The sequence below is a fragment of the uncultured Sphingomonas sp. genome, assembly GCF_913776855.1.
In the GTDB taxonomy this organism is placed as follows: domain Bacteria; phylum Pseudomonadota; class Alphaproteobacteria; order Sphingomonadales; family Sphingomonadaceae; genus Sphingomonas.
The window spans coordinates 1-23,615 of sequence record NZ_CAJYQD010000020.1; the positions used below are offsets into that span (position 1 = coordinate 1).

A 23,615-nucleotide genomic window follows, 5' to 3' on the forward strand; every position below is an offset into this window, starting at 1 on the left:
ACAATATGGTGGTTGTAATTAGACATATGAGCCAGCTTGACTTTAAACGATCCAAACGCACCTTGAATGCGCAAGACCGCAAGCCGCCGCCCACATGTCCCTTCATCTACATCAACAATGTGAAAGAGCTATCCTGCCTCGAACCTCTCGGTTGAAGCGCCAGCGAACCGGCGATAGGAGGACCGGAACAGAGGCGCCAATCAATTGATCGGCACCGCGTCCCGGTTAGAAAAAGAGCAAACTCGCTATCCGTTGTTGCGGAGCGGCCCGAAGGCCAGCGAGGCGACCGGCGGAAGAAGCAGAGAGCGTCTCGTCGTCCGGTGAAGCTGCTTATATGGGCCGCTTCGGAAGGCGTCAACAACGTTTTTGCAGTTTTTTCGGTTCCATGCCGTTTTTGCGCGTGGCGGGGCTGGAATATGCCGTGGCGGGCCTGTTTCGGACGCCATCTTCCCCGCCGGGACCCTGCACGTCATAAGGACGTACCCGCGCGTGACGCACGGACCCCATATGAGAGGAAGCTTCACCTTGTCCCCCGCCCCTGCCGCTGCACGTTCGGACGACCGCCACTGGACCCGAGAGGCGATCCGGCGACTGGAGGCGGACTTCTGCCGGTCGGCGGATACGCACCTGATCCGGCTGGAGCTGCCGGCGACACCGGGGATCACGCTCTACCTGAAGGACGAATCGGTCCATCCCTCCGGCAGCCTCAAGCATCGCCTCGCGCGCTCGCTGATCCTCTATGGGTTGTGCAATGGCTGGATCGGGCGTGACACGGTGCTGGTCGAGGCGACCAGCGGCTCGACCGCCGTGTCGGAAGCCTATTTCGCCCGCCTGCTGGGGCTGCGGTTCGTCGCGGTCGTGCCGAAGAGCATCGCCAGCGCCAAGATCGCCGCGATCCGCTTCCATGGCGGCGAGGTCCATTTCGTCGACGATCCGCGCGAGGTTTATGCCGCGGCACAGGCATTGGCCGACGCGCATGGCGGCCATTATCTCGACCAGTTCACCTATGCCGAGCGCGCGACCGACTGGCGCGGCAACAACAACATCGCCGAATCGATCTTCGCCCAGCTGGCCAAGGAGGATCACCCCGAACCCAGCTGGATCGTGTGCGGCGCGGGCACGGGCGGCACGTCGGCGACGCTGGGGCGCTTCATCCGCTATGGCCGCCACAGCACCCGGCTGTGCGTCGCCGATCCGCAGGGGTCGGTGTTCCATCGCCACTTCGCCGATCCGACGATCACCACGGTCGAGGGCGAATGTTCGGGGATCGAGGGGATCGGCCGCCCGCGTGTCGAGCCGTCCTTCGTGCCCAGCGCCATCGACCGGATGATCGCGGTGGACGATGCCGACAGCATTGGCGCGATGCGCGCGCTCAGCCAGCGGCTCGGCCGGCCGGTCGGCGGCTCGACCGGCACCAACATCGTCGCCTGTGCCGCGCTGATCGCCGAGATGGCGTCGGTCGGTGCGGAAGGATCGGTCGTCACGATCCTGTGCGATTCGGGGCTTCGCTACAGCGACACCTATTTCGACGATGCCTGGCTGGCGGCGCGGGGAATCGACTGGCGCCCGGCGGCCGAGCGGTTTGCCGCCGTCCTGGGAGCCGCCGCATGAGCCCGCTCAGCGTCACCGACCTGTTCACCATCGGCATCGGCCCGTCGAGTTCGCATACCGTCGGGCCGATGCGCGCCGCCTATGCCTTTGCCACGATGCTGGCCGAGGACGGAATCGTGCCCGAGCGGGTCTATTGCGACCTCTATGGCTCGCTGTCGCTGACCGGTCGGGGGCACGCGACCGACATCGCGGTGCTGCTGGGCCTGTCCGGCGCTACGCCCGAAGGGGTCGATCCCGATGCGGTGGCAGGGATCGTCGCCGGGATTCGCGACAGCCACCGTCTGATGCTGGCCGGGGTTAACGCCATCGCCTTCGATCCCGAGCGCGATGTCGTGTTCCACCCCGGCTTCCTGCCCGGCCATCCCAATGCGATGGCGTGTACCGCCGTGTTGGCCGATGGCAGCCGCATCACCCGCCGCTATTATTCGATCGGCGGCGGCGCGATCCGCGCGGAGGGCGAGGCACCGCCGCGTATCAACCTGACGCTCCCCCACCCCTTTGCCACCGGCAACGACCTGCTGGCGCTATGTGCCGACACCCGCCAGTCGATCGCCGAGATCGTCGCCGCGAACGAGAGCGCGTGGCGGCCGGAGGCGGAGACGCTGGGCTTCCTCGATGCCGTCCGCGCGGCGATGCTGGGGTCGATCGACCGGGGCTGTGCCGGCACCGGCGAACTGCCCGGCGGACTGAAGGTGCAGCGCCGCGCACGGGCCATCCGCGAAAAGCTGCTGGAGCGCGGCCCCCGCACCGACCCCAGCGTCGTGTTCGAATGGGTCAGCCTGTGGGCGCTGGCGGTGAACGAGGAGAATGCGGCCGGCGGCCGCGTCGTAACTGCGCCCACCAACGGCGCGGCGGGGGTGATCCCCGCCGTCCTCAAATATTACGAGACCTTCGTCCATGGATCGACCCGCGCCGGCGCGCAGTCGCTGTTGATGACGGCGGCGGCGATCGGGTTCCTCTACAAGCAGAACGCGTCGATCTCCGCGGCCGAAATGGGTTGTCAGGGCGAGGTCGGCGTCGCCTGTTCGATGGCCGCCGCCGGCCTTGCCGCCGCATTGGGGGCCAGCCCGGCGCAGGTCGAGAATGCCGCCGAGATCGGCATGGAACATAATCTGGGCCTCACCTGCGATCCGATCGGCGGGCTGGTGCAGATCCCCTGTATCGAGCGCAACACGATGGGCGCGATCAAGGCGATCAACGCCGCATATCTGGCGCTGCATGGTGATGGTCGCCACATCGTCAGCCTCGACCAGGTGATCGAAACGATGCGCCAGACGGGCGAGGATATGAAGAGCCAGTATAAGGAGACCAGCCAGGGTGGCCTGGCGGTCAATGTCGTCGAATGCTGAAGGAACAACGCTTGTCTGCACTTCCCGATTTCGCCGCGATCACGCCCGACACGATTGCCCCCACGCTCGACGCGCTGCTGGCCGAGCGCGATGCGGTGGCCGAAGCCGCCACGACCACCGATCCGAGCTTTGCCGACACCTGGCTGCCAGTCGAGCGGGCCGATGTCGCGCTCGACAATTTCTGGTCGAGCGTATGGCATCTCCACGCCGTTGCCGACACGCCCGAACTGCGCGCGGCCCATGCGGCGGGACAGGCGGTGCTGACCGAACGCAGCATCGCCGCGCAGCAGGACCGGGTGATGTTCGACACGCTGCGCTCTCTGGCGGTGACGCCGGACTTCGCCGCGCTCGACGATGCCGACCGGGTGGCGGTCGAACGGTCGATCCGCGACCGGACGCTGGCGGGGGTCGCACTGGACGACGCCGCGCGCGAACGGTTCAAGGCAGTCGCGACCGAGCTGTCGGCGCTGCAGACCGAGTTCGCCAGCGCGGTGCTGGACGCGACCGATGCGTGGACGCTGCACGTGACCGATGAAGCGCGACTCGCCGGGCTGTCCGATGCCGACCGGGCGATGATGGCGGCGGCGGCCGAGGCCCGCGGGCTGACCGGATGGGTCGTCACGCTGCAACAGCCGAGCGTCGTCGCCGTCCTGACCTTTGCCGAGGATCGCGACCTGCGCGCCGACGTGTACCGCGCCTATGGCACCCGCGCGTCGGACCAGGGACCGGATGCGGGGAAGTTCGACAATGGCCCCCGCATTCGCCGCATCCTCGAACTGCGGCGCGAGGCCGCGGCGCTGCTGGGCTTCCCCGATCCCGTCGCGCGGTCGCTCAGCACCAAGATGGCGCCGGATGTCGGCGAGGTACTGGCGTTCCTGCGCGACCTGGCACAGCGGGCGCGGCCCCATGCCGAGGCGGAGATCGCCGAGCTGCGGGCCTTTGCCGCTGAACATCTGGCGATCGACGACCTCCAGCCATGGGACGTGGGTTTCGTCGGCGACCGGCTGAAGCGCCATGCCCATGCGATCGACCAGTCGGTCATCAAGGCCTATTTCCCGGTCGACCGGGTGCTGTCCGGCTGGCGCAACCTGCTGGGCCAATTGTTCGGGCTGACGCTGACCGAGCGGAGCGATGTCGCGACATACCATCCCGATGCGCGCTACTATGACGTGGGCGACGCGGACGGGGTGTTCGCCGGCCTGTATCTCGACCTGCACGCGCGCGCCGGCAAGAAGGGCGGCGCATGGATGGCCCCTGCCCGGCCGTACCTGAAGGATGCCAGCCTGCCGGTGGCATATATGGTCTGCAACTTCGCGCCGACCGGCGGGGAGATGCCGTTGCTCAGCCATGACGACGTGACGACGCTGCTGCACGAAACGGGGCATTGCCTCCACCACCTCTTCACCCGCGTGCCGCGCCCGGACATTGCCGGCACGACCGGGTTCGAATGGGACGCGGTGGAGCTGCCCAGCCAGTTGATGGAGGATTTCGCGTGGGAGCCGTCGGTGCTGGCGGCGATGTCGGGCCATGTCGACAGCGGCGAACCGCTGCCCCGCGATCTTTTCGACCGGATGCTGGCGGCGCGGCGGTTCCAGTCGGGCATGTTCCTGGTCCGCCAGATCGAGTTCGCGATGTTCGACCTGCTGCTGCACCTGGGCACCGAAGGCGATGATCCGATGGCGGTGATCGAGGCGGTGCGCGATGAGGTGTCGGTGGTGCGACCGCCCGCATGGCATCGCTTTCCCCATGCCTTCGCCCATATCTTTGCCGGGGGCTATGCGGCGGGCTATTACAGCTATCTATGGGCGGAATTGCTGGCGGCGGACGGCTTTGCCGCCTTTGCCGAGGCGGGCACGGTGGACCGGGCGACCGGCGACCGGCTGCGCGAGACGGTGTTGTCACAGGGCGCCGTGCGGCCGGCGATCGAGCTGTTCCGCGCGTTCCGCGGGCGTGACCCCGACCCGGCGGCGATGCTGGCGCGGCACGGGCTGGTTTGAGGCCAAAGTTCACGAAGTTCACACTTGCACGCTGTTTGTGCGCGGGTGTGGCTTTTGCAGGCAGTTTCTCACGCGAAGGCGCGAAGGCGTGGAGAAAGAACAGGATTTTTGGTTCGCGCGGAGGCGCGGAGACGCGGAGGAGTTGCGTTCGGGGCAAGCGGTGCGCGATCGGGAAACCCTTTTCCCGGTGGTAACGAACACGAGACCGCTGACGCGGGGAACGGCGCGTCTGGACGCAACCCCTCCGCGTCTCCGCGCCTTCGCGCGAACCCATTCCTTCTGCTTTGACGACCAGCGATGCGAAAGACCGGCAGCCATCCTGATCGGCCGCCGGCCTGTAGGAAAGCGCTTTCAGCTTGCCGCGAACACCGCGCGTTTGGCGGCGGCGATGGCACGGCCGAGCGCCGGGAGCGGGATGTCGCGCAGGATGATCCGCAGCGTCCGGTTCCGGCCCGGCGTCACCTCGGCATGGCCTTCGGGCAAGGTCACCTGCACCGCCCCGGCGGGTACGAAGTCGGGGCGATGGGCGATGGTGACAGCGATCGGCGCGTCGGGGTCCGCCGCCCCGCCGTCGCGACGCAATGCCGAGGGCGCGCGGCCGAATGCCGCCTGGAACGCTTCGTTGAAGCGCCGGACGCTGCCATAGCCGGCGGCGAAGGCGATGTCGGTCAGCGGCAGGCGAGTGTCGTGGACCAGATGCTTGGCTAGGTGCAGCCGCCGCGTCGCCTCGATCGCGAGCGGGGTCAGCCCCAGATGTTCGACGAACAGGCGGCGCAGATGACGGTCGCTCATCCCCAGCCGGTCGGCGAGGTCGGCGACGCTCCCCTCCGCCAATGCCCCGTCGTCGATCAGCCGCAGCGCGCGGTGGATGGAGGCGAGCGTACCGGCCCAGGCCGGGCTGTCGGGTGCGGTTTCCGGGCGACAGCGCAGGCACGGGCGATACCCTGCCGCCTGTGCCGCCGCCGCGCTGGCATAGAAACTGACATTGCCGCGATCCGGCGTGCGCGCCGGGCAGACCGGGCGGCAATAGATGCGGGTGGTGCGCACCGCGGTGAAGAACAGCCCGTCCATCGCCGGGTCGCGCCGTTCGATCGCGGCATAGCATTGGTCGGGGTCGAGCATGAGGCGACTGTAGCCGGGCGGCGACGGGCCACCAGCGGAAATCGGACATGGCGGTGGCGCGATGTCCGCTTTCCGCTGGCGGGGCGACCCCGACGGCGGCAGGGTCGCGTGCATGACGCAACTGCTCCTGTCCGAAACCCTGTCCAGCCCGGTGGGCGCGATCACGATCCTGACCGATGGGGATGGTGTCCTGCGCGCGCTGGAATATGCCGACTATCACGACCGCATGGAGCGGCTGCTACGGCTGCACTATCCGCAAGGGTGGCGGATCGAAGCGGCGCCTGGCGAGAGCGCAGCGAAGCGGGCGCTGGCCGCCTATTTCGCGGGCGAGCTGTCGGCGATCGATACGCTGCCGACGGCGACCGGCGGTACCGCGTTCCAGCGCGCGGTTTGGGCCGCGCTGCGCGACGTGCCCGCCGGGCGGACGGTCGCCTATGCCGACATCGCCGCCGCGATCGACCGGCCGAGCGCGATGCGCGCGGTCGGGATGGCCAATGGATCGAACCCGATCGCCATCGTCGTGCCGTGCCACCGGATCATCGGGCGATCGGGGCAATTGACCGGCTATGCCGGCGGGTTGGCGCGCAAGCAGTGGTTGCTGGCGCATGAGGGGGGCGGGTTGGTGTAAGACCGCATACGTGCTTGATCGTAACCCCGGCCTTCGCCGGGGTATGAGCGGCAGCGAGGGGTCGTCAGATCAACGCCGCCGCCAGATCCCGACCCGGCGCTAGCGCGGCATAGGCCCGCTCGATCGCGGCAACGAACGTCGCGTCCCCGCCCAGATCGCCGAACACCTCCCCCATCGCCAGCAACGCCCGCACATCCCCGGCCCGTGCCAGCAGCGGCTCCGCACGCGGATCGACCAGCGCCTCGCCGCTCGCCTTGCGGATCTCCAGAAACCGGAACCATGCCGCGATCGGCACCGCCAGCCGCTCGACCGGACGCCCGGCCGCGCGCGCGTCGCGGATCGTGTCGCACAGGCGATAGGGCAGCTTTTGCGAGCCATCCCACGCGATCTGTGCCAGCTGGTGCGCGATCGCCGGGTTGGCGAAGCGGGCCAGCACGTCGGCGATATAGGCGGACAGGTCCATCTCGGCGGGCGGGGTGATCGACGGGGCGATGTCCTGCCGCATCAATCGTTCGGCAAAGGCGGCGAGCGGGGGACAGGCCATCGCGTCGCGCACCGTCGCCAGCCCCATGAGAATGCCGAGATAGGCGAGCGTCGAATGCGCGCCGTTCAGCAGGCGCAGCTTCGCCGTCTCGAACCCGCGCACGTCGCGGGTGAACTGCGCGCCGGCCAGCTCGAACGGCGGGCGGTCGCCGGCGAAATCATCCTCGATCACCCATTGGGTGAACCCCTCGCGCTGGATCGGCCACGCATCGTCGATGCCGGTGGCGGCGCGGACCGTGGCGCGCAGCGCGTCATCGGTCGCCGGGGTGATCGAATCGACCATGGTCGAGGGGAAGCGGACATGATCGTCGATCCATGCCGTCAGGTCGGGGTCGCGCGCGGCGGCGAGGTCGCGGATCGCACGGCGGAAGCGCTGACCGTTGTCCGCCAGATTGTCGCACGCCATCAGCGTGATCGCCCCGCCCCCGGCCGCGCGCCGTGCGGCAAGGCCGGCGACCAGCCAGCCCGACAGCGTCGACGGCTCGGCACCGGTCAGTTCGCGGACGATCGCCGGATGGTCGAGGTCGAGCGCGCCGCTGGCGTCGAGGTGATAGCCTTTTTCGGTAACCGTCGTGGTGACGATCCGCGTGGTCGGCACGGCGATGCGCGACAGGATGGCGTCGCGCCGATGGGCGGTCAGCAGCTCGGTGATCGACCCGATGACGCGATACCGCGTCTCCGCCCCGAGCAGCGCCAGCGTGTAGAGCCCGTCCTGCGGCGTCAGCGCATCGGCCACGCCCGTCGAATTGAGCGCGACCGCGCTGATCGCGAAGCGGGGATCTGCGCCAAGGATGCCGTCGACATAGGCCGCCTGGTGCGCGCGGTGGAACGCACCCGGCCCGATATGGACGATGCCGGGGACGAGCGCAGCCCGGTCATAATCGGGTCGCGCGACCGACGCCGGCAGTTCGGTCAGGGTTGCGTCGGACAGCCTCACAGCCGGTATGCCCGCTTCACGAGGCCATAGGTCAGGTCGTACGCGACCGCGTGCGCCTCATCCTCGCCCAGCCGGTGTTCCGCGACGAGGCGGGCGAGGAAGGCGCAGTCGACCCGCCGCGCGACATCGTGGCGCGCCGGGATCGACAGGAACGCACGGGTGTCGTCGTTGAACCCAACGGTGTTGTAGAAGCCCGCCGTCTCGGTCGTCGCCTCACGGAAGCGGCGCATCCCCTCCGGACTGTCGTGGAACCACCATGCCGGACCCAGCTTCAGGCACGGATAATGCCCCGCCAGTGGCGCGAGTTCACGGGCGTAGGTCGATTCGTCGAGCGTGAAGAGGATGACGGTCAGGTCGCTCGACGTGCCGACGACGTCGAGCATCGGCTTCAACGCCGCGACATAATCGGTGCGGGTCGGGATGTCGGCGCCCTTGTCGCGACCAAAGGCGTCAAACAGGCCGCGATTATGGTTGCGGAAGGAGCCGGGGTGGATCTGCATCACCAGCCCGTCCGCGATCGACATCCGCGCCATTTCGGTCAGCATCTGCGCGCGGAACAGCTCGGCATCGGTCGCGTCGGCGGTGCCGGCGACGACCTTTGCGAACAGCGCCTCGGCCTCTGCCCGCGACAGGTTGGCGGTGCGGGCGGTCGGGTGGCCGTGATCGGTCGAAGTCGCGCCGGCGGCGATAAAGTCCTGCCGCCGCCTGGCGTGCGCGCGGAGATAGCCGGTCCAGCTGTGGACGTCCTCCCCCGTCAGCTCGGCGAACTTCGCGAGCGCCGGGCGAAAGGCCTCGTGTTCGCAATCGATCACCGCATCGGGGCGGTACGCGGTGACGACGCGCCCGCCCCAGCCGCTGGCGCGGATCGCGCGGTGATGGTCGAGCGGATCGTCGGCCCCCTCGGTCGTCGCGAGCAGTTCGATGCCGAAACGGTCGAACAGCGCGCGCGGGCGATAGGCGTCGGTCGCCAGCAACTCGCCGATACGGTCGTAATAGGTGTCGGCATTGGCGGCACTCAGCGCCTCATCGAACCCGAACACCGCGCCGAACACATGGTCGAGCCACAGTCGCGACGGCGTGCCGCGGAACAGGTGCTGGTGCGCGGCGAACACCCCCCAGGCCTTGCGCGGGTCGGCGACGACCGTCCCGTCGCGACGCGGCACCGCCAGATCGTCGAGCGCGACCCCCTGACTATACAGCATCCGGAACAGATAATGGTCGGGCGACAGCAACAGTTCGGTCGCGTTGGTCCATGGTCGGTCGGTCGCGAACCACGAAGGATCGGTATGGCCATGCGGGCTGACGATCGGCAGGTCGCGGACGGCGGCGTACAGGCTGCGCGCGATGCCGCGCGTCGTCGGATCGGCGGGCAATAATCGGTCGGGATGCAGCAGCAGCGCGGTCATCGGAATCTCCTCGGCCCCATCGATGCGACATTGTGCCAGCGCTGGCAACGGTCTATTTGTGCAGGATGGCCGACCAGAATCCCGCCCGCGCCGTCCGAGTCGATCGCGACGACGACGTCGCCCTGTTGCTCGATCCCGTCGCGGCGGGTGGCTTGGTCCGCTTCGACGATGCAAGCGTCGTGGCGCGCGAGGATGTGGCCAAAGGACACAAGATCGCGGTGCGCGCCGTCGCGGCGGGTGCGCCGGTCCGGCGTTATCGGGCGGCGTTCGGCGTCGCGACGGCCGACATCGCGACGGGCGCGCATGTCCATGTCCATAATGTCCGGACCGCATTGTCGGGGGAGGATGCGTATCGCTACACCCCCGCCCCGCTGCCCGCGCCGGCGGTCCGCACGGAGCCGGGCTTTGCCGGCTATGTCCGCGCCGACGGGAACGTGGCGACCCGCAACGAAATTTGGGTGCTGCCCACGGTCGGCTGTGTCGGGCGGCTGGGCGAGCGGATCGCGCTCCAGGCCTCCCCACGCCATGCCGGGCGGGTCGACGGGGTTCATGCGTTCAATCACCCGTTCGGCTGTTCGCAGCTGGGCGACGATCTGGACCGGACCGGGGCGATCCTTGCCGCGCTGGCGTGCAATCCCAATGCCGGCGGGGTCGTACTGCTGGGATTGGGATGCGAATCGAACCAGCTGGATACGATGCTCGCCCGGCTCCCCGCCGATGTCCTGGCGCGGGTGCGGACGGTGCGGGCGCAGGCAAGTGCGGATGAATTTGCCGAGGCCATGGCGGCGGTCGACGACCTGGCCGAGGCTGCACAGGCCCAGCGGCAGCCGGTGCCGCTGTCTGCGCTGCGGCTGGGGGTGAAGTGCGGCGGGTCGGATTCGATGTCGGGCCTGACCGCCAACCCCTTGATCGGACGGATGACCGACCGCGTGGCGGCGGCGGGCGGCACGGTGCTGATGACCGAGATTCCGGAGATTTTCGGGGCCGAGCGATTGCTGATGGCGCGCTGTGCCGACGAAGCGGTGTTCGACCGGCTGGTCGAGGTCACCAACCGCTTCAAACGCTATTTCCTCGACCATGGCGAGCCGGTGTCGGAAAACCCCAGCCCCGGCAATATCGCGGGCGGGATCACCACGCTGGAGGAAAAGTCGCTGGGCGCGGTGCAGAAGGGCGGCGTTGCGCCGGTGACCGACGTGCTGGACTATGGCCAGCCGGTGCGCCGCGCGGGACTGTCGATGGTCGACGCCCCCGGCAACGACGCGGTGTCGACGACCGCGCTGGCGGCGGCGGGGGCGACGCTGACGCTGTTTTCCACCGGGCGCGGCACGCCGCTCGGGTCGCCGGTCCCGACGATGAAGATCGCCACCAACCGCGACCTCGCCACGCGCAAGGGCGGCTGGATCGACTTCGACGCCAGTGTCGCGCTGGACGAAGGGCAGGACGCGGCGGCGGATGCGTTGCTGGCGAAGATCGTGGCGGTCGCGTCGGGCGAGCCGGCGCGCAATGAGGCGAACGAGGAGCGCGCGATCGGCATCTGGAAATCGGGGGTTACGCTGTAATCGTTCCGATCACAGCCGGACCGCACCCATGATATAGACATAGGGCGTAGCCAAACCCCGGATCGACCAGTCGGGCGGACATTGGCCGCCGGATCGGGTGACGACAGCCTTGGCTCCGTGCGCCTTCAGCTGCCGTGCCACCCGTTGCAGCGCTAAAAATCCGCTTCGTCCTGCCCCTTCGTCCGCGCCGGGCTGATAGCAGATCGTGTAGACGTCCGGGTTGTCCATCATCCACGATCGTACGGCGCTGGCGATGACGCCATCGGCATCGCCGGTCAGCGTTCCATCACGGTCGAACCCGACGATGAAGGGACCGGGATTGGGGTCGACGACCGCCGGCGCCAGCTCCGACACGGATGGCACGGTGCCCGGCTGGGCCGATGCCGATCCCGAGAGAAGCACCGCGACGAATATCCCTGCCCACAGGCGAAGCGACGCCGAACGGAACGCCCTCATCCGCTTCGCTCCATGGTGGATAGCCCCTCGCGATACCGCTTCGCCTTTTCCACATAGACCGCCGCCGACATCCTCAACCCTGCGCGCTGTTCGTCGCTTAACGTCTTCACCGCCCGCGCCGGTGCGCCGACGATCAGGCTTCCCGGCGGAAAGGTCTTGCCCTCGGTCACCAGTGCGCCGGCGCCGACCACGCAGTCTTCGGCGATCACCGCATGGTTCAGCACGGTCGCGCCCATGCCGATCAGCACGCGGTCGCCGATGGTGCAGCCGTGCAGCACCGCGCGATGGCCGATGGTGCAATCCTCGCCCAGCGTCAGTGGCGCACCCGGATCGCTATGGAGGACCGCGCCGTCCTGCACATTGCTGCGTGCGCCGATGGCGATCTCTCCATTGTCGGCGCGGATCACCGCGCCGAACCAGACGCTGACCCCCGCTCCCAGCCGTACCGCACCGATCAGGTCGGCGGACGGCGCGACCCAGCTGTCGAGGGCGAGGTCGGGGGCGGCGTCGGCAAGGGCGTAGATCGGCATGGCCGGCAGCCTATCACCCCCTGCCGACCGGGGCGAGCGTCGCGCGAACGATCAACTCCGCTGCCGCACCAGCCACACCGTGTCACCCGCATCGTCCACGACGAAGATCGCGCCGTCCGCGCGCGTCTGGACACTGACCGGGCGGCCGTGGACGGTGCCCTTCTTCGCATCGGCGACGAAGCCGGTCAGGAACGGCTGCGGATCACCGGTCGGGCGCCCATTGGCGAACGGCACCGCCAGCACGTCATAGCCGCTGAAGCTCGACCGGTTCCACGAGCCATGGCGCGCGACGAACGCGGTCGGCGCCCCCTGTTTGGCAAAGGCGATGCCCAGCGCCGCCGCATGTGCGCCGACCGCGACATCGGGCAGCAGCGTGAGGCCAAGCAGTTCGCGCTTCTCGTTGGCGTGGCGCGGGTCCTGCTTGCCGTAATAGCTGTAGGGCCAGCCGTAGAAACCGCCCTCGCGCACGCCGACCAGATAGTCTGGGGCGATGTCGTCGCCGATCTCGTCCCGTTCATTGACCGCCGTCCACAAGGTCGACGTGCCGGGTACGAAATCCATGCCGACCGGGTTGCGCAGGCCCGAGGCATAGGTCCGCTCACGCCCGGTCGTCAGGTCGATGGCGAGGATCGCGGCGCGGCGCCGTTCCTCGTCCATGCCATGTTCGCCGACATTCGACGCCGATCCGACCGACACGAACAGCGTGCGCCCGTCGGGGCTGAGCAGCAGGTTGCGGGTCCAGTGGTTGTTATAGCCACCAGCGGGCAGTGTCGCATGGGTGCGGGGGGCCGCGGTGATGCTGGTCTGGCCCGGCTGGAAGGGGAAGCTGATGACCGCATCGGTATTGGCGACATACAGCCGACCGTTCGCATATTGCATCCCGAACGGCTGGTTGAGCTTGTCGCGCAACACGAAACGTTGTTCGGCGATGCCGTCGCGGTTCGCGTCGCGCAGCAGGGTGATGCGGTTGGCGCTGTAGCCGGTGGTCTTCGACAGCGCCTGTCCGCGCGCGACCTCCGGATCGGCGTCGAGCTTGGGCTTGGTGCGCGCTTCGGACACCAGCATGTCACCGTTGGGGAGCAGCAGCGCCTGGCGCGGATAGTCGAGGCCGCCGGCGAACTTCACCACCTCCCAGCCGCGCGGCGCGGTGGGGGTGCGCCCTTCGGGCCAGCCGATCGTGACCGGGTGGTTGACCACCGATTCGGTCGCGTAGGGCGGCGCGGTTTCGGTGTAGCCGGGAATGGATTTTTGCGGTGCCTGCGCGTTGGCGGCGGTCGAGAACAGGGCGAGCGTCGTCGCGCCCAGCGTGCGGAGGTTCATTGCGGGTCCCCAAGTTGCCATGGAGGTGGGAACCGGGGCGTGGGGCGGCGGGTCCGTCAGCAATGAAATGATACGGGATCGGTACGGGTGCGATCCTCCCCGGCACGGGGAGGGGGACCGTCGCCGAGGGCGATGGCGGAGGGGGGTGTCGGCGCAACGCAACGGTGCCGTATGCGGACATCCCCCTCCACCATGCTGCGCATGGTCCCCCTCCCCGCAGAGCGGGGAGGATCCTGGCGTTATTCCACCGTCACCGACTTCGCCAGATTGCGCGGCTGGTCGACGTCCGTCCCCTTGGCAACCGCGACGTGATACGCCAGCAGCTGCACCGGCACCGCATAGACGATCGGCGCGATCAGCGGGTGGACCTTCGGCATGGTGATCGTCGCCACCGCGCCGTCGCCCGCCGCCTGGATGCCGTCATAGTCGGAGATCAGCACGACCTTGCCGCCGCGCGCCTGCACTTCCTGCATGTTGCTGACGGTCTTGTCGAACAGCGGGCCGGAGGGGGCGATGACGATGACGGGCACCTGGTCGTCGATCAGCGCGATCGGCCCGTGCTTCATCTCGCCCGCGGCATAGCCCTCGGCATGGATGTAGCTGATTTCCTTCAGCTTGAGCGCCCCTTCCAGCGCCAGCGGATAATCGGTGCCGCGCCCGAGATACAGCACGTCGCGCGCGGCGGCGATGACGCCGGCCATGCCCTCGATCGCCTCGTCATAGGCGAGCGCGCCGTTGATCGAGGCGGGTGCCTCGGCGAGGTGGCGGACGATGCTGCGCTCCTCCGCCTCGGACAGCCGCCCCTTCGCCTTGGCAAGGTTCGCGGCGAGCGCGGCAAGCACGGCAAGCTGGCAAGTGAACGCCTTGGTCGAGGCGACGCCGATTTCCGGCCCGGCATGGGTCGGCAGCAGCAGGTCGGCCTCGCGCGCCATCGTGCTGGTCGGCACGTTGACGACGACGGCGATCGTCTGGCCTTCGCTCTTGGCATGGCGCAGTGCGGCCAGCGTGTCGGCGGTTTCGCCCGACTGGCTGATGAACAGGGCAAGGCCCCCCTCCTCCATCACCGGCGCGCGGTAGCGGAACTCGCTGGCCACATCGAGGTCGACGGGAACCCGCGCAAACTGTTCGAACCAGTACTTGGCGACCATCCCGGCATAGAAGCTGGTGCCGCAGGCGACGATCGTCACGCGCCTGATGCCCGACAGGTCGAAATCGGGGATCGGCAGCGTCACCTTGCCCTCGAACCGCTGCAGGTACGAGCGCAGCGTCTGGGCGACGACGATCGGCTGCTCGTAGATTTCCTTCTGCATGAAGTGGCGGTGATTGCCCTTGTCGATCAGCGCGCCGGTGACGCCCGACAGCGTGACCGGGCGGTCGACCGGATTATTGTCGCGATCGAAGATGGCGGTGCCGTCGCGGCGGCAGACGACCCAGTCGCCCTCCTCCAGATAGGCGATGCGCTGCGTCAGCGGGGCGAGCGCCAGCGCGTCGGAGCCGAGATAGACTTCGCCGTCGCCATAGCCGACGACCAGCGGCGAGCCGAGGCGCGCGCCGATCAGCAGGTCGTCATGCTGGCGAAACAGGATGGCGAGCGCGAAGGCGCCGTGCAGGCGCGGCAGGATCGCCTTCACCGCATCGGCCGGCGACTTTCCGGCCTCGACCTGTTCGCTGACCAGATGGGCGACGACTTCGGTATCGGTCTCGCTGGTGAACACCCGGCCGCGCGCCGTCAGTTCCTCGCGCAACGGCTTGAAATTCTCGATGATTCCGTTGTGGACGACCGCCACTTCGTTAGTCGCGTGCGGATGGGCATTGTCGGTGGTCGGTCCGCCATGCGTTGCCCAGCGGGTATGGGCGATGCCGATATTGCCGGGCAGCGGATGCTCGGCCAGTTCGGCGGCAAGGTTCTTCAGCTTGCCCGACGCGCGACGCCGCTCGATCGCGCCGCCTTCGACAGTCGCGATGCCCGCCGAATCATAGCCGCGATATTCGAGGCGTTTCAGGCCGTCCAACAAGCGGTCGGCGACGCTCTCGGTGCCGATAATACCAACAATTCCACACATGGTCTTCTCTCCGGCGGGATACCCGCTTGGTTATTTCTTTGCGGCCTTGGCGGCCGATTGCCGGGCGCGGAAACGCTTCGCCCAGCCGGGATGGTCGACGCGCTCGGCCCGGACCAATGCCAGCGCGTCGGCCTCGACATCGCGGGTGACGACCGATCCGGCGGCGACCAGCGCGCCATCGCCGATCTTCACCGGCGCGACCAATGCGCTGTTCGACCCGATGAACGCACCCTCGCCGATCTCGGTGCGGTATTTGAAATAACCGTCATAATTGCAGGTGATCGTGCCCGCGCCGATGTTGACGTTCGCCCCCACGCTGGCGTCGCCCAGATAGGTCAGGTGGTTGGCCTTGGCCCCCACGCCCAGCGTCGTGTTCTTCACCTCGACAAAATTGCCGACGCGGCTCCCCTCGCCCAGCACCGCGCCGGGGCGCAGGCGGGCATAGGGACCGACGTCCGCCTTCGACGCGACGGTCGCGCCCTCCAGATGGCTGAAGGCGTGGATCGTCACATTGTCGGCGATGGTCACGCCGGGACCGAACACGACGTTCGGCTCGATCGTCACGTCGCGGCCGAGCTGCGTGTCGTGCGCGAAGAACACGGTGTCGGGCGCGACCAGCGTGACGCCATCGGCCATCGCGCGGGCGCGGCGCTTGGCCTGCCACGCGCTTTCCACCGCCGCCAGTTCGGCGCGGCTGTTGATGCCGGCGACTTCATCGGCGCCGGTTTCGATCACCACCGCGCCGCGCCCGTCGGCGATCGCCAGCATCACGATGTCGGGCAGGTAATATTCGCCCGCCGCATTGTCGTTACCGACGCGTTCGAGCAGCGCCCACAGGTCCACGGAGCGCACCGCGGTCACGCCGCTGTTGCACAGGTCGACCGCGCGTTCCTCCGCCGAAGCATCCTTAAATTCGACCATCTTAGCGATGTTGCCGGCATCGTCAGCGATGATCCGGCCATAGGCGGCGGGATCGGCAGGGCGGAAGCCGAGCACTGCGACCGCCGGCCGGTCGGCCTCGTCCAGCCGCGCGGTCAGGCGCGCGACGGTATCGGCCGACAGCAGCGGCGTATCGCCGAAACAGACCAGCACGATGCCGTCATGGTCGGCGAGCCTATCCTTCGCCTGCAACGCGGCGTGCGCGGTGCCCAGCTGTTCGCGCTGCCACGCAATCTCCACGCCGCGCCCCGCGACCGCCTTCTCGACCTGTTCGCCGACCGCGCCGACGATCACCACCCGGCGGGTGACGTTCGCGGCCGACAGGCTGTCCAGCAGGTGGAACAGCATCGGCTGTCCGGCGAGCGGGTGCAGCACCTTGTGCTTCGTCGACTTCATGCGGGTGCCCTGCCCGGCGGCGAGGATCACGGCGGCGATCGGTTGTGCGCTCATGGGCGGCAGTCTGTGGCACACGACCCTTGCCAATTCCATATCGCGCACGCCAAAGCCGGCCACATGACAAAGATTTCATTCGATATCGTCGGCTTCGATCTCGACGGGACGTTCGTCGATACCAGTGGCGACCTGACCGATGCGGTGAACCATGCGCTGGGCGATGCGGGCCGGCCGCTGCTGACGCGCGAACAGGTCATTCCGATGATCGGCGGCGGGGCGAAACACATGCTGCGTCAGGGGATGGAGGCGACTGGCGGCTGCGACGAGGCGGAACTGACCCGACTCCACCGGCTGCTGCTCGACCATTACGAAGCGAACATCGCGGTGCATTCGCGGCCGTTCCCCGGCGCTATGGCGGCACTCGACCAACTCGACGCCATGGGCGTGAAGGTCGCGATCGTCACGAACAAGCTGGAGGGGCTGGCGGTGCGGTTGCTGAACGAGCTGGACCTGACCCGCCGCTTCGCCTGCATCCTGGGCGGTGACACGCTCGGGCCGGGCAAGTCGAAGCCGAACCGCGCGCCGATCGATGCGATGATCGAGCGCTGTGGCGGCGGGCGCGCGGCGTTCGTCGGCGATTCGCATTTCGACATCGATGCCGCGAAGAATGCCGGCATTCCGAACATCGCCTGCTCGTTCGGGTTTCTGATGCAGCCGGTCACGGACCTCGGCGCCGATGCGGTGATCGATCATTTCGACGAACTGATCCCGACGCTCGCGCGTTTGGGCGCCTGATCCCTTTCTCCATCGAGGAACTGCCATGACCCGCCCCGTCGCCCTCATCACCGGCGCATCGTCCGGTATCGGCCTCAGCTTCGCCCATCACCTGGCGCGGACCGGCCATGACCTGGTGATCGTCGCCCGGCGCGAAGACCGGCTGCGCGACCTTGCCGAACAGCTGTCAGTCGAACACGGCATCGATATCGAGGTGATCGCCGCCGACCTCGCCGACCCGGACGACCTCGACGTGGTGGAGGAGCGGCTGGAGGCGGGCGAACCGATCGCGCTGTTCGTCAACAATGCCGGCTTCGCCGCGATGGGCAAGGTCGGCGAAGGCGACCGCGATGACATGACCGACATGCTGTTGCTCAACGTCGTCGCGTTCAGCCGCCTTGCCGATGCGGCGATGGCCGGCATGAAGCGGTCGGGCACCGGCACGATCATCAATGTCGGGTCGGGCACGCTGTTCACGAAGATGCCGAGCTATGCCGGCTATGGCGCGACCAAGGCCTATGTCGCCTATTACACCCGCGTAATGCAGGCGGAGACGAAGGACGGCAATATCCGCGTCCAGCTGCTGATCCCCGGCGTCACCGCGACCGATTTCCACCATGTTGCGGGCAAGAGCGTCGACGATTTCCCGCCGGAACGCGTGATGGAGTCGGACGATCTGGTCGTCGCGTCGCTGCGCGGGCTGGAACTGGGCGAGGCGGTGTGCATCCCGTCGCTGCCCGATGTGGCGGACTGGGAAGCGCTGGAAGCGGCCGAGGCGAAGATCGCGCCGAACGCGTCGCGGGACAAGGTGGCCGAGCGGTATCACGCGTAAAGCTCCTCCCCGTGCCGGGGAGGATCGGGTCGCCCACCAAATATTAAGCTCCCGCCGCTAACCCGGCCATGGTAGCGGCCAGTTCCGGTCGCGGGGGCGTGTGATGAACAAGCGGGTGCAGCGGATATTGGTCGTCTTCGGCACGCGGCCCGAAGCGATCAAGCTGTTCCCGCTGATCCATGCCCTTCGCGCCCATCCCGGATTCAACACCCGCGTCGTCGTGACCGCGCAGCATCGCGAGATGCTGGATCAGGTCATGGAGTTCGCCGGAATCACCCCCGATATCGACCTGAATATCATGACCGCCGGACAGTCGCTCGACGGCCTGACCGCACGGCTGCTGGATGCACTGGGTCCGGTGTTCGACAACGAAAAACCCGACCGGGTGATCGTGCAGGGCGACACCGCCACCGCGATGGTGGCTGCGCTGGCCGCCTATTACCGCAAGGTGCCCGTCGCCCATGTCGAGGCGGGCCTGCGCAGCCACGACATTTACCACCCTTGGCCCGAAGAGGTGAACCGCAAGATCGTCGGCAGCATCGCCGACCTGCACTTCGCCCCGACGCAGACCGCCGCCGACGCGCTGCTGGCCGAGAATGTGCCGGCGACACGCGTGCTGGTGACCGGCAACACCGTGATCGATGCGCTGCACATGGCGCGCGAACGCCTCGCCGCCGAGCCACAGCGGACGCAGGCGCTGGACGAACTGGCTGACCGGTTCGCGGGCAAGCGCGTGGTGCTGGTGACGACCCATCGCCGCGAGAACTTCGGCGGCGGCATGGAGAATATCGCCCGCGCCATCGCCCGCATCGCCGCGCGTGAGGACGTCGGCGTAATCTTTCCGGTCCATCCCAACCCGCAGGTGCGATCGGTGATGGACGCGATCCTTGGGCACAATCCGCGTGTCGCGATGATCGCGCCGCAGGATTATCCGCATTTCGTCCGCCTGCTTGACCTGTGCCACCTCGTACTGACCGATTCGGGCGGGGTGCAGGAAGAGGCGCCGGGCCTTGGCAAGCCGGTGCTGGTGATGCGCGAGACGACCGAGCGCCCCGAGGGCGTGATGGCCGGCACCGCGAAGCTGATCGGATCGGACGAGGACCGCATCGTCGCCGAAGTCGGCACGCTGCTCGACGACCCCCATGCCTATGCCGCGATGGCACGGGCGCACAACCCTTTCGGAGACGGCCATGCCTCCGCCCGCATCGTGGAGACCCTCTATGCTTGAACAGCGGATCACCGCCGCCGACACCTATGACGTCTGCGTCGTTGGCCTGGGCTATATCGGCCTGCCGACCGCCGCCGTCGTCGCCCGCTCGGGCGCGCGGGTCATCGGCATCGACGTCAGCCAGCATGTCGTCGACACGGTGGCGCGCGGCGACATCCATATCGAGGAAGCCGATCTCGACACGCTGGTGCGCGACGTCGTGCTGCTCGGCCGGCTGACCACCGCGACGACCCCGGCGCCGTCCGACATCTTCGTCATCGCGGTGCCGACACCGTTCGGGCCGGGCCATGTGCCCGATCTCCGCTATGTCCTGAACGCCACCCGCGCGATCGCGCCGGTGTTGGCGAAGGGCAATACGGTGATTCTCGAATCGACGTCGCCCGTCGGGACCACCGAACAGATTCGCGACCTGCTGGCGGAACTGCGCCCCGATCTTGCGCTGCCAGGCCTGTCGGACGCGCCCGACATTGCCGTCGCCTATTGCCCCGAACGGGTGCTGCCGGGGCGGATCATCCTCGAACTCGTGTCCAACGAACGCTCGATCGGCGGGATCACCCCGGCGTGCGCTGAGGCCGCGTGCGGCTTCTATCGCCGGTTCGTCGAGGGGGCCTGCACCGTTACCACCGCGCGGACCGCGGAAATGGTCAAGCTGGTCGAAAATACCAGTCGCGACGTCGCTATCGCCTTCGCCAACGAATTGTCGATCGTGTGCGACAAGATGCAGCTGAACGTGTGGGACGTGATCGAGCTGGCCAACCGCCATCCGCGCGTCAACATCCTCAAGCCCGGTCCCGGCGTCGGCGGGCACTGCATCGCGGTCGATCCGTGGTTCATCGTCGATGCCGCCCCCGAACAGACCCCGCTGATCCGCACCGCGCGCGAAGTGAACGACGGCAAGGTCGACCATGTCGTCGGCCGGGTGGTCGCGATGCTGGATGCAGCGCCGGACGCCCGCGCGTCGCTGCTGGGCCTCGCGTTCAAGGCCGATATCGACGACCTGCGCGAAAGCCCGGCGGTAAAGGTCGCCGCCGAACTGATCGCGCGCTATGGCGACCGGATCGACTTGGTCGAGCCGTTCGTGACCACCCTGCCCCGGTCGCTGGCCGGCGGGCGGCTGGTATCGCTGGATCAGGGTCTGGCGAACGACATCCTGATCGTGCTGGTCGACCATAGCGTGTTCAAGGCGGTGCCGGTCGAGGCGCGGGCTGGCAAGCAGCTGTACGATACGCGGGGCATGTGGCGGTGAGGAGCCGGCAGGGTTAGAACGCGGCGCACTAAAGGCGATGCAACCCCATGATCGATACGCGGAACGGGACTACTCGGATACTCGACTTCCTGCCGGGTGAGACACTGCCGTCGACGTCGCTCCGTGATCTGACAGGCGACACTGCAACGGGACGCGTTGGCCTCTTCCGATCGGGATTGGAACGCCGGGTTGCAGATGCGTGGTGTAGTCCGGCCACCGACCTCACCTGCGCGCAATGCCGGATGCTTGTTGGGCAGCGGCTTGCGCTGAGGTGGCTGGCCCACCCCGTAGCTACCTTCGCCGTAAAATATCCCCAGGCCGAGTGCGATCTCTACCCCGGAGATTTGACGGTCGCTGCGATTATCGCCTGGCGCGACCTTGTGGCTGTCGCGCCAGAGGCAACCTGCCTTATGCTCGCGGCGAATTATGACTGGCTCCGACGCGAAGCTAACACGGATCGATGGGCGGACAGCATTCTACAGCAGGCCGTTTCGGCGTTGGACACTGCGATGCTGGAGTGAGTGTCAGATGCAACGTCCCAACGCTGGGACCTATTTCTTCCGAAACTTCGTCCACAGATGCCGCGCCAGCATCGCCGGCGGCATCCGTAGCCAGTGCGAGCGGACGTAGAAGCCGAACTCGGTTTCCTTATGCCGCAACCGTCCCCAGCCGTCGCGGGCCAGCAGGCGGCGGGCGAACAGCGCGTCAGACGCGACCGGCGCTTCGCCCCCCGGCGTCCCGTAGATTCGCCGCGCCAGTCGCAGCGCCCGTGCGACGGCCTCCGACAGATCGTGCCGTGCCGCCCGATCCGTCAACGACGCCACGAACCCGGCATCCCGGTCGACAAACTCCCGCACCAGCCGGTCGATGTCCCACAGGTTGCGCAAGCCCCCCTGCAGGTCGCCATCGGCGAACAGGTGCGCGGCGGCATGGATCACCATGTCCTCCGGTGACAGCACCGACAGCCCGTTGCCGAGCGGCACGGCGTCGGCGATCAGCAGCGCCGCATCGGGCGTCGGTCGCGCGGTCGGCGGCAGGATGGTGTGGTGGACGTCGATCATCCGGTCCCGCTCCCGATGGATCAGCGGCGGCAGTTCATGCATCCAGCGGCGATAATAGGCGTCGTCATAGGGGTCGGGCTTCACCCATTCCCACCCCGCCGCCAGCAACGCCGCCTCCACCGCGTCGAGGGCGTCGCGCGGCACGAGGATGTCGAGGTCGCCGATCGATCGCCCGCGCCCGGCATCCAGTCCGGCGGCGACGAAGGCGGTGCCCTTCAACAGCACGACTGGCACACCCAGCGGCGCAAGCACCCGGCGCGCCGCCTCCGCCTCCCATAACGCGGCGACCCGCCCCTGCTCGGCCGAGGCACGGGCATCGGCCATGATCCGAGCGGCGGGAATGCGCCGCCTCTCCAGCCGGGTCGCGACGCTCCCGATCAGCTGTTCCGCCCGCGCTGCTGCGACCAGCGCGTTCCACTGGCCGGGCGTCAGGGTTTCCGCCCGCGACGGATCGGCCAGCACGGCGGCGACCAGCGCCCCGCTCATGCCAGCTCGCTCCACAGCCGCTCGACCAGTGCCAGCGCGGTATCGGTATCGGGATAGTCGATCGCCCGCACCGGCACCCGCGCGACCAGCCCGGTCAGCGCATCGAACCCGCGTTCCCCCATTGCGACATAGTTCGTCGATGCCTGGGTCAGCCGCACGAACGTTTCGGCAGGTTCGACCGGTCGCACCGCCTCCGCCTGTCCGAAGGTCGGGAACAGCAGCAGCGCCGGGTTGGCCGGCCGATCCATCGCGGCGATCGCGGCGGCATCGGGGACGAGGTGGCGGATGTCGCCCTTGGGCGTCGCTGCGAGCAGCGGCCCGAACCGGGCGTCGGGCGCGGCGCGCTCCATCACGCCGATCGCTTCGTTCTTCAGGCTGACAAGGCGGGGAAAGGCATGGACCAGCCCGCTTGCCGGATCGAGCAGCGCAAATTCGTCGCCCATCAACCGCCAGCCGCGCGTCATCAGCAACGCCGCCAGCGTCGACTTGCCCGCCCCCGACTCCCCAGTCATCAGCAGCGCCCGCCCATCGCGCTCGACCGCCGAGGCGTGGAGCAGCAGATAGCGGCGCTGCGCCAGCGCCATCTGCAGGTTCATGCCCATTTCCGCCGCCAGCAACCCCTGGCGCAGCGGCAACGGTGCGGCATCGGGAATGGTGAAGTCGCCGCCGATCATCACCGACGGCCGCACGATCCGCCGCCACGGTCGCGCGGCGAACAGGCGGACGTTGAAATCGACGATGCCGTCCACCGGCGGCGGATAGTCGCGATAGAGGTCGCGCAGCCGATCAACGGGCGCGCGCCAGTCGCTGCCGATCCGGAACCCTACGGGTCCGATGCGTAGCGTCGTGGCGTATCTCATGTCCGCTCGACCAGCCCGGTATCGGCCAGTTCCTCCAGCCGCGCGGTCAGCGCCGCCGGATCGCCATCGGGCAGGTCGAACCGTTCGGCCAGCACCGCCAGCAGCTCGTCGGCAGTCATCGCCCGGTCGGCGAGCAGGTCGAGGATTTCCGGCACCGGCGGGGCGACGACATGGGTCTGCCCCGATGCGCGGTGATAGACGGCGCTGAGCGCGTCGAGAGCGACGATCCGCAGGGCAGCCGGCGGCGGCGCGCGATAGCGTGCCGGCACCGCCGT

The 23,615-nt window shown here is 68.2% G+C and carries 20 protein-coding genes; 9 read left to right on the forward strand and 11 right to left on the reverse strand.

What is annotated here, in order from left to right; translation table 11 throughout:
• The first annotated feature begins 507 nt into the window (after window positions 1-507).
• From QZ755_RS04680 to QZ755_RS04690, 3 genes are read left to right on the forward strand one after another with little or no spacing between them, the layout of a single operon-like run.
• Complete coding sequence (locus tag QZ755_RS04680) at window positions 508-1,611, forward strand: PLP-dependent cysteine synthase family protein (protein WP_294320247.1); 1,104 nt, start codon at window positions 508-510, stop codon at window positions 1,609-1,611.
• The gene (locus QZ755_RS04685) at window positions 1,608-2,960 is read left to right on the forward strand and encodes an L-serine ammonia-lyase (protein WP_294320249.1); all 1,353 of its coding nucleotides are present in this window, start codon (window positions 1,608-1,610) and stop codon (window positions 2,958-2,960) included. The genes QZ755_RS04680 and QZ755_RS04685 overlap by 4 nt, the downstream gene beginning before the upstream one ends.
• 11 nt (window positions 2,961-2,971) lie before the next feature.
• Window positions 2,972-4,957, forward strand: coding sequence for a M3 family metallopeptidase (locus tag QZ755_RS04690; RefSeq protein WP_294320251.1), 1,986 nt, complete (start codon window positions 2,972-2,974; stop codon window positions 4,955-4,957).
• A 351-nt stretch (window positions 4,958-5,308) separates the two neighbouring features.
• Here the strand turns inward: QZ755_RS04690 and QZ755_RS04695 are convergent, their stop codons facing one another.
• Window positions 5,309-6,079, reverse strand: coding sequence for an Ada metal-binding domain-containing protein (locus QZ755_RS04695; protein ID WP_294320253.1), 771 nt, complete (start codon window positions 6,077-6,079; stop codon window positions 5,309-5,311).
• A 112-nt stretch (window positions 6,080-6,191) separates the two neighbouring features.
• On the opposite strand from QZ755_RS04695, the gene ogt reads away from it, so the two are divergent.
• Window positions 6,192-6,707 (forward strand): methylated-DNA--[protein]-cysteine S-methyltransferase, encoded by a 516-nt coding sequence (ogt, locus tag QZ755_RS04700; protein ID WP_294320255.1) that lies wholly within the window; start codon window positions 6,192-6,194, stop codon window positions 6,705-6,707.
• A 64-nt stretch (window positions 6,708-6,771) separates the two neighbouring features.
• Here ogt and QZ755_RS04705 read toward each other — a convergent pair whose 3' ends face one another.
• A complete protein-coding gene (locus QZ755_RS04705) occupies window positions 6,772-8,187 on the reverse strand; it encodes a mannitol dehydrogenase family protein (protein ID WP_294320257.1) in 1,416 nt (471 codons plus the stop codon).
• Window positions 8,184-9,593, reverse strand: a complete 1,410-nt coding sequence (gene uxaC / locus QZ755_RS04710; protein ID WP_294320258.1) for a glucuronate isomerase — start codon at window positions 9,591-9,593, stop codon at window positions 8,184-8,186. The genes QZ755_RS04705 and uxaC overlap by 4 nt, the downstream gene beginning before the upstream one ends.
• Window positions 9,594-9,658: 65 nt before the next feature.
• Here uxaC and QZ755_RS04715 point away from each other — a divergent pair, with 65 nt between their 5' ends.
• Window positions 9,659-11,152, forward strand: coding sequence for an altronate dehydratase family protein (locus tag QZ755_RS04715; protein WP_294320259.1), 1,494 nt, complete (start codon window positions 9,659-9,661; stop codon window positions 11,150-11,152).
• Window positions 11,153-11,161: 9 nt separating this feature from the next.
• On the opposite strand, the gene QZ755_RS04720 is transcribed toward QZ755_RS04715, so the two are convergent.
• From QZ755_RS04720 to glmU, 5 genes are all read right to left on the reverse strand, one after another.
• Complete coding sequence (locus QZ755_RS04720; protein ID WP_294320261.1) at window positions 11,162-11,608, reverse strand: hypothetical protein; 447 nt, start codon at window positions 11,606-11,608, stop codon at window positions 11,162-11,164.
• Entirely contained in the window at window positions 11,605-12,138 is a 534-nt protein-coding gene (locus QZ755_RS04725; RefSeq protein ID WP_294320263.1) for a gamma carbonic anhydrase family protein, read from the reverse strand. Before QZ755_RS04725 ends, QZ755_RS04720 begins: the two co-directional genes overlap by 4 nt.
• Before the next feature lie 51 nt (window positions 12,139-12,189).
• Window positions 12,190-13,458, reverse strand: a complete 1,269-nt coding sequence (locus QZ755_RS04730; RefSeq protein ID WP_294320265.1) for a PQQ-dependent sugar dehydrogenase — start codon at window positions 13,456-13,458, stop codon at window positions 12,190-12,192.
• A gap of 239 nt (window positions 13,459-13,697) precedes the next feature.
• Window positions 13,698-15,521, reverse strand: coding sequence for a glutamine--fructose-6-phosphate transaminase (isomerizing) (gene glmS / locus QZ755_RS04735; protein WP_294320267.1), 1,824 nt, complete (start codon window positions 15,519-15,521; stop codon window positions 13,698-13,700).
• A gap of 30 nt (window positions 15,522-15,551) precedes the next feature.
• Window positions 15,552-16,910 carry a bifunctional UDP-N-acetylglucosamine diphosphorylase/glucosamine-1-phosphate N-acetyltransferase GlmU gene (glmU, locus tag QZ755_RS04740; protein ID WP_294320269.1) on the reverse strand — a complete coding sequence of 453 codons (1,359 nt, stop codon included), beginning with the start codon at window positions 16,908-16,910 and terminating at the stop codon, window positions 15,552-15,554.
• 63 nt (window positions 16,911-16,973) lie between these two features.
• Here glmU and QZ755_RS04745 point away from each other — a divergent pair, with 63 nt between their 5' ends.
• From QZ755_RS04745 to wecC, 4 genes are all read left to right on the forward strand, one after another.
• Window positions 16,974-17,648, forward strand: a complete 675-nt coding sequence (locus QZ755_RS04745; protein WP_294320271.1) for an HAD-IA family hydrolase — start codon at window positions 16,974-16,976, stop codon at window positions 17,646-17,648.
• A 25-nt stretch (window positions 17,649-17,673) separates the two neighbouring features.
• A complete protein-coding gene (locus tag QZ755_RS04750) occupies window positions 17,674-18,459 on the forward strand; it encodes an SDR family NAD(P)-dependent oxidoreductase (RefSeq protein ID WP_294320273.1) in 786 nt (261 codons plus the stop codon).
• A gap of 103 nt (window positions 18,460-18,562) precedes the next feature.
• Window positions 18,563-19,687, forward strand: coding sequence for a UDP-N-acetylglucosamine 2-epimerase (non-hydrolyzing) (gene wecB / locus QZ755_RS04755; protein WP_294320275.1), 1,125 nt, complete (start codon window positions 18,563-18,565; stop codon window positions 19,685-19,687).
• The gene (gene wecC, locus QZ755_RS04760) at window positions 19,680-20,933 is read left to right on the forward strand and encodes a UDP-N-acetyl-D-mannosamine dehydrogenase (protein ID WP_294320277.1); all 1,254 of its coding nucleotides are present in this window, start codon (window positions 19,680-19,682) and stop codon (window positions 20,931-20,933) included. Before wecB ends, wecC begins: the two co-directional genes overlap by 8 nt.
• Before the next feature lie 551 nt (window positions 20,934-21,484).
• Here wecC and QZ755_RS04765 read toward each other — a convergent pair.
• From QZ755_RS04765 to QZ755_RS04775, 3 genes are read right to left on the reverse strand one after another with little or no spacing between them, the layout of a single operon-like run.
• Entirely contained in the window at window positions 21,485-22,480 is a 996-nt protein-coding gene (locus tag QZ755_RS04765) for a nucleotidyltransferase family protein (protein ID WP_294320279.1), read from the reverse strand.
• Window positions 22,477-23,340 (reverse strand): HprK-related kinase A, encoded by an 864-nt coding sequence (locus QZ755_RS04770; RefSeq protein ID WP_294320280.1) that lies wholly within the window; start codon window positions 23,338-23,340, stop codon window positions 22,477-22,479. Before QZ755_RS04770 ends, QZ755_RS04765 begins: the two co-directional genes overlap by 4 nt.
• Window positions 23,337-23,609: an HPr-rel-A system PqqD family peptide chaperone gene (locus QZ755_RS04775; protein ID WP_294320282.1), complete on the reverse strand. Its 273-nt coding sequence runs from the start codon at window positions 23,607-23,609 to the stop codon at window positions 23,337-23,339. The genes QZ755_RS04770 and QZ755_RS04775 overlap by 4 nt, the downstream gene beginning before the upstream one ends.
• Window positions 23,610-23,615 lie beyond the last annotated feature (6 nt).

What these genes read in the sequence shown, in the direction of transcription:
- wecC (WP_294320277.1), top strand. Translation starts at nt 19,680, where the DNA reads ATGCTTGAACAGCGGATCACCGCCGCCGACACCTATGACGTCTGCGTC.
- QZ755_RS04770 (WP_294320280.1), bottom strand. Translation starts at nt 23,340, where the DNA reads ATGAGATACGCCACGACGCTACGCATCGGACCCGTAGGGTTCCGGATC.
- QZ755_RS04750 (WP_294320273.1), top strand. Translation starts at nt 17,674, where the DNA reads ATGACCCGCCCCGTCGCCCTCATCACCGGCGCATCGTCCGGTATCGGC.
- wecB (WP_294320275.1), top strand. Translation starts at nt 18,563, where the DNA reads ATGAACAAGCGGGTGCAGCGGATATTGGTCGTCTTCGGCACGCGGCCC.
- QZ755_RS04680 (WP_294320247.1), top strand. Translation starts at nt 508, where the DNA reads ATGAGAGGAAGCTTCACCTTGTCCCCCGCCCCTGCCGCTGCACGTTCG.
- QZ755_RS04725 (WP_294320263.1), bottom strand. Translation starts at nt 12,138, where the DNA reads ATGCCGATCTACGCCCTTGCCGACGCCGCCCCCGACCTCGCCCTCGAC.
- QZ755_RS04715 (WP_294320259.1), top strand. Translation starts at nt 9,659, where the DNA reads ATGGCCGACCAGAATCCCGCCCGCGCCGTCCGAGTCGATCGCGACGAC.
- uxaC (WP_294320258.1), bottom strand. Translation starts at nt 9,593, where the DNA reads ATGACCGCGCTGCTGCTGCATCCCGACCGATTATTGCCCGCCGATCCG.
- QZ755_RS04730 (WP_294320265.1), bottom strand. Translation starts at nt 13,458, where the DNA reads ATGAACCTCCGCACGCTGGGCGCGACGACGCTCGCCCTGTTCTCGACC.
- QZ755_RS04695 (WP_294320253.1), bottom strand. Translation starts at nt 6,079, where the DNA reads ATGCTCGACCCCGACCAATGCTATGCCGCGATCGAACGGCGCGACCCG.
- ogt (WP_294320255.1), top strand. Translation starts at nt 6,192, where the DNA reads ATGACGCAACTGCTCCTGTCCGAAACCCTGTCCAGCCCGGTGGGCGCG.
- QZ755_RS04765 (WP_294320279.1), bottom strand. Translation starts at nt 22,480, where the DNA reads ATGAGCGGGGCGCTGGTCGCCGCCGTGCTGGCCGATCCGTCGCGGGCG.
- QZ755_RS04745 (WP_294320271.1), top strand. Translation starts at nt 16,974, where the DNA reads ATGACAAAGATTTCATTCGATATCGTCGGCTTCGATCTCGACGGGACG.
- glmS (WP_294320267.1), bottom strand. Translation starts at nt 15,521, where the DNA reads ATGTGTGGAATTGTTGGTATTATCGGCACCGAGAGCGTCGCCGACCGC.
- QZ755_RS04720 (WP_294320261.1), bottom strand. Translation starts at nt 11,608, where the DNA reads ATGAGGGCGTTCCGTTCGGCGTCGCTTCGCCTGTGGGCAGGGATATTC.
- glmU (WP_294320269.1), bottom strand. Translation starts at nt 16,910, where the DNA reads ATGAGCGCACAACCGATCGCCGCCGTGATCCTCGCCGCCGGGCAGGGC.
- QZ755_RS04685 (WP_294320249.1), top strand. Translation starts at nt 1,608, where the DNA reads ATGAGCCCGCTCAGCGTCACCGACCTGTTCACCATCGGCATCGGCCCG.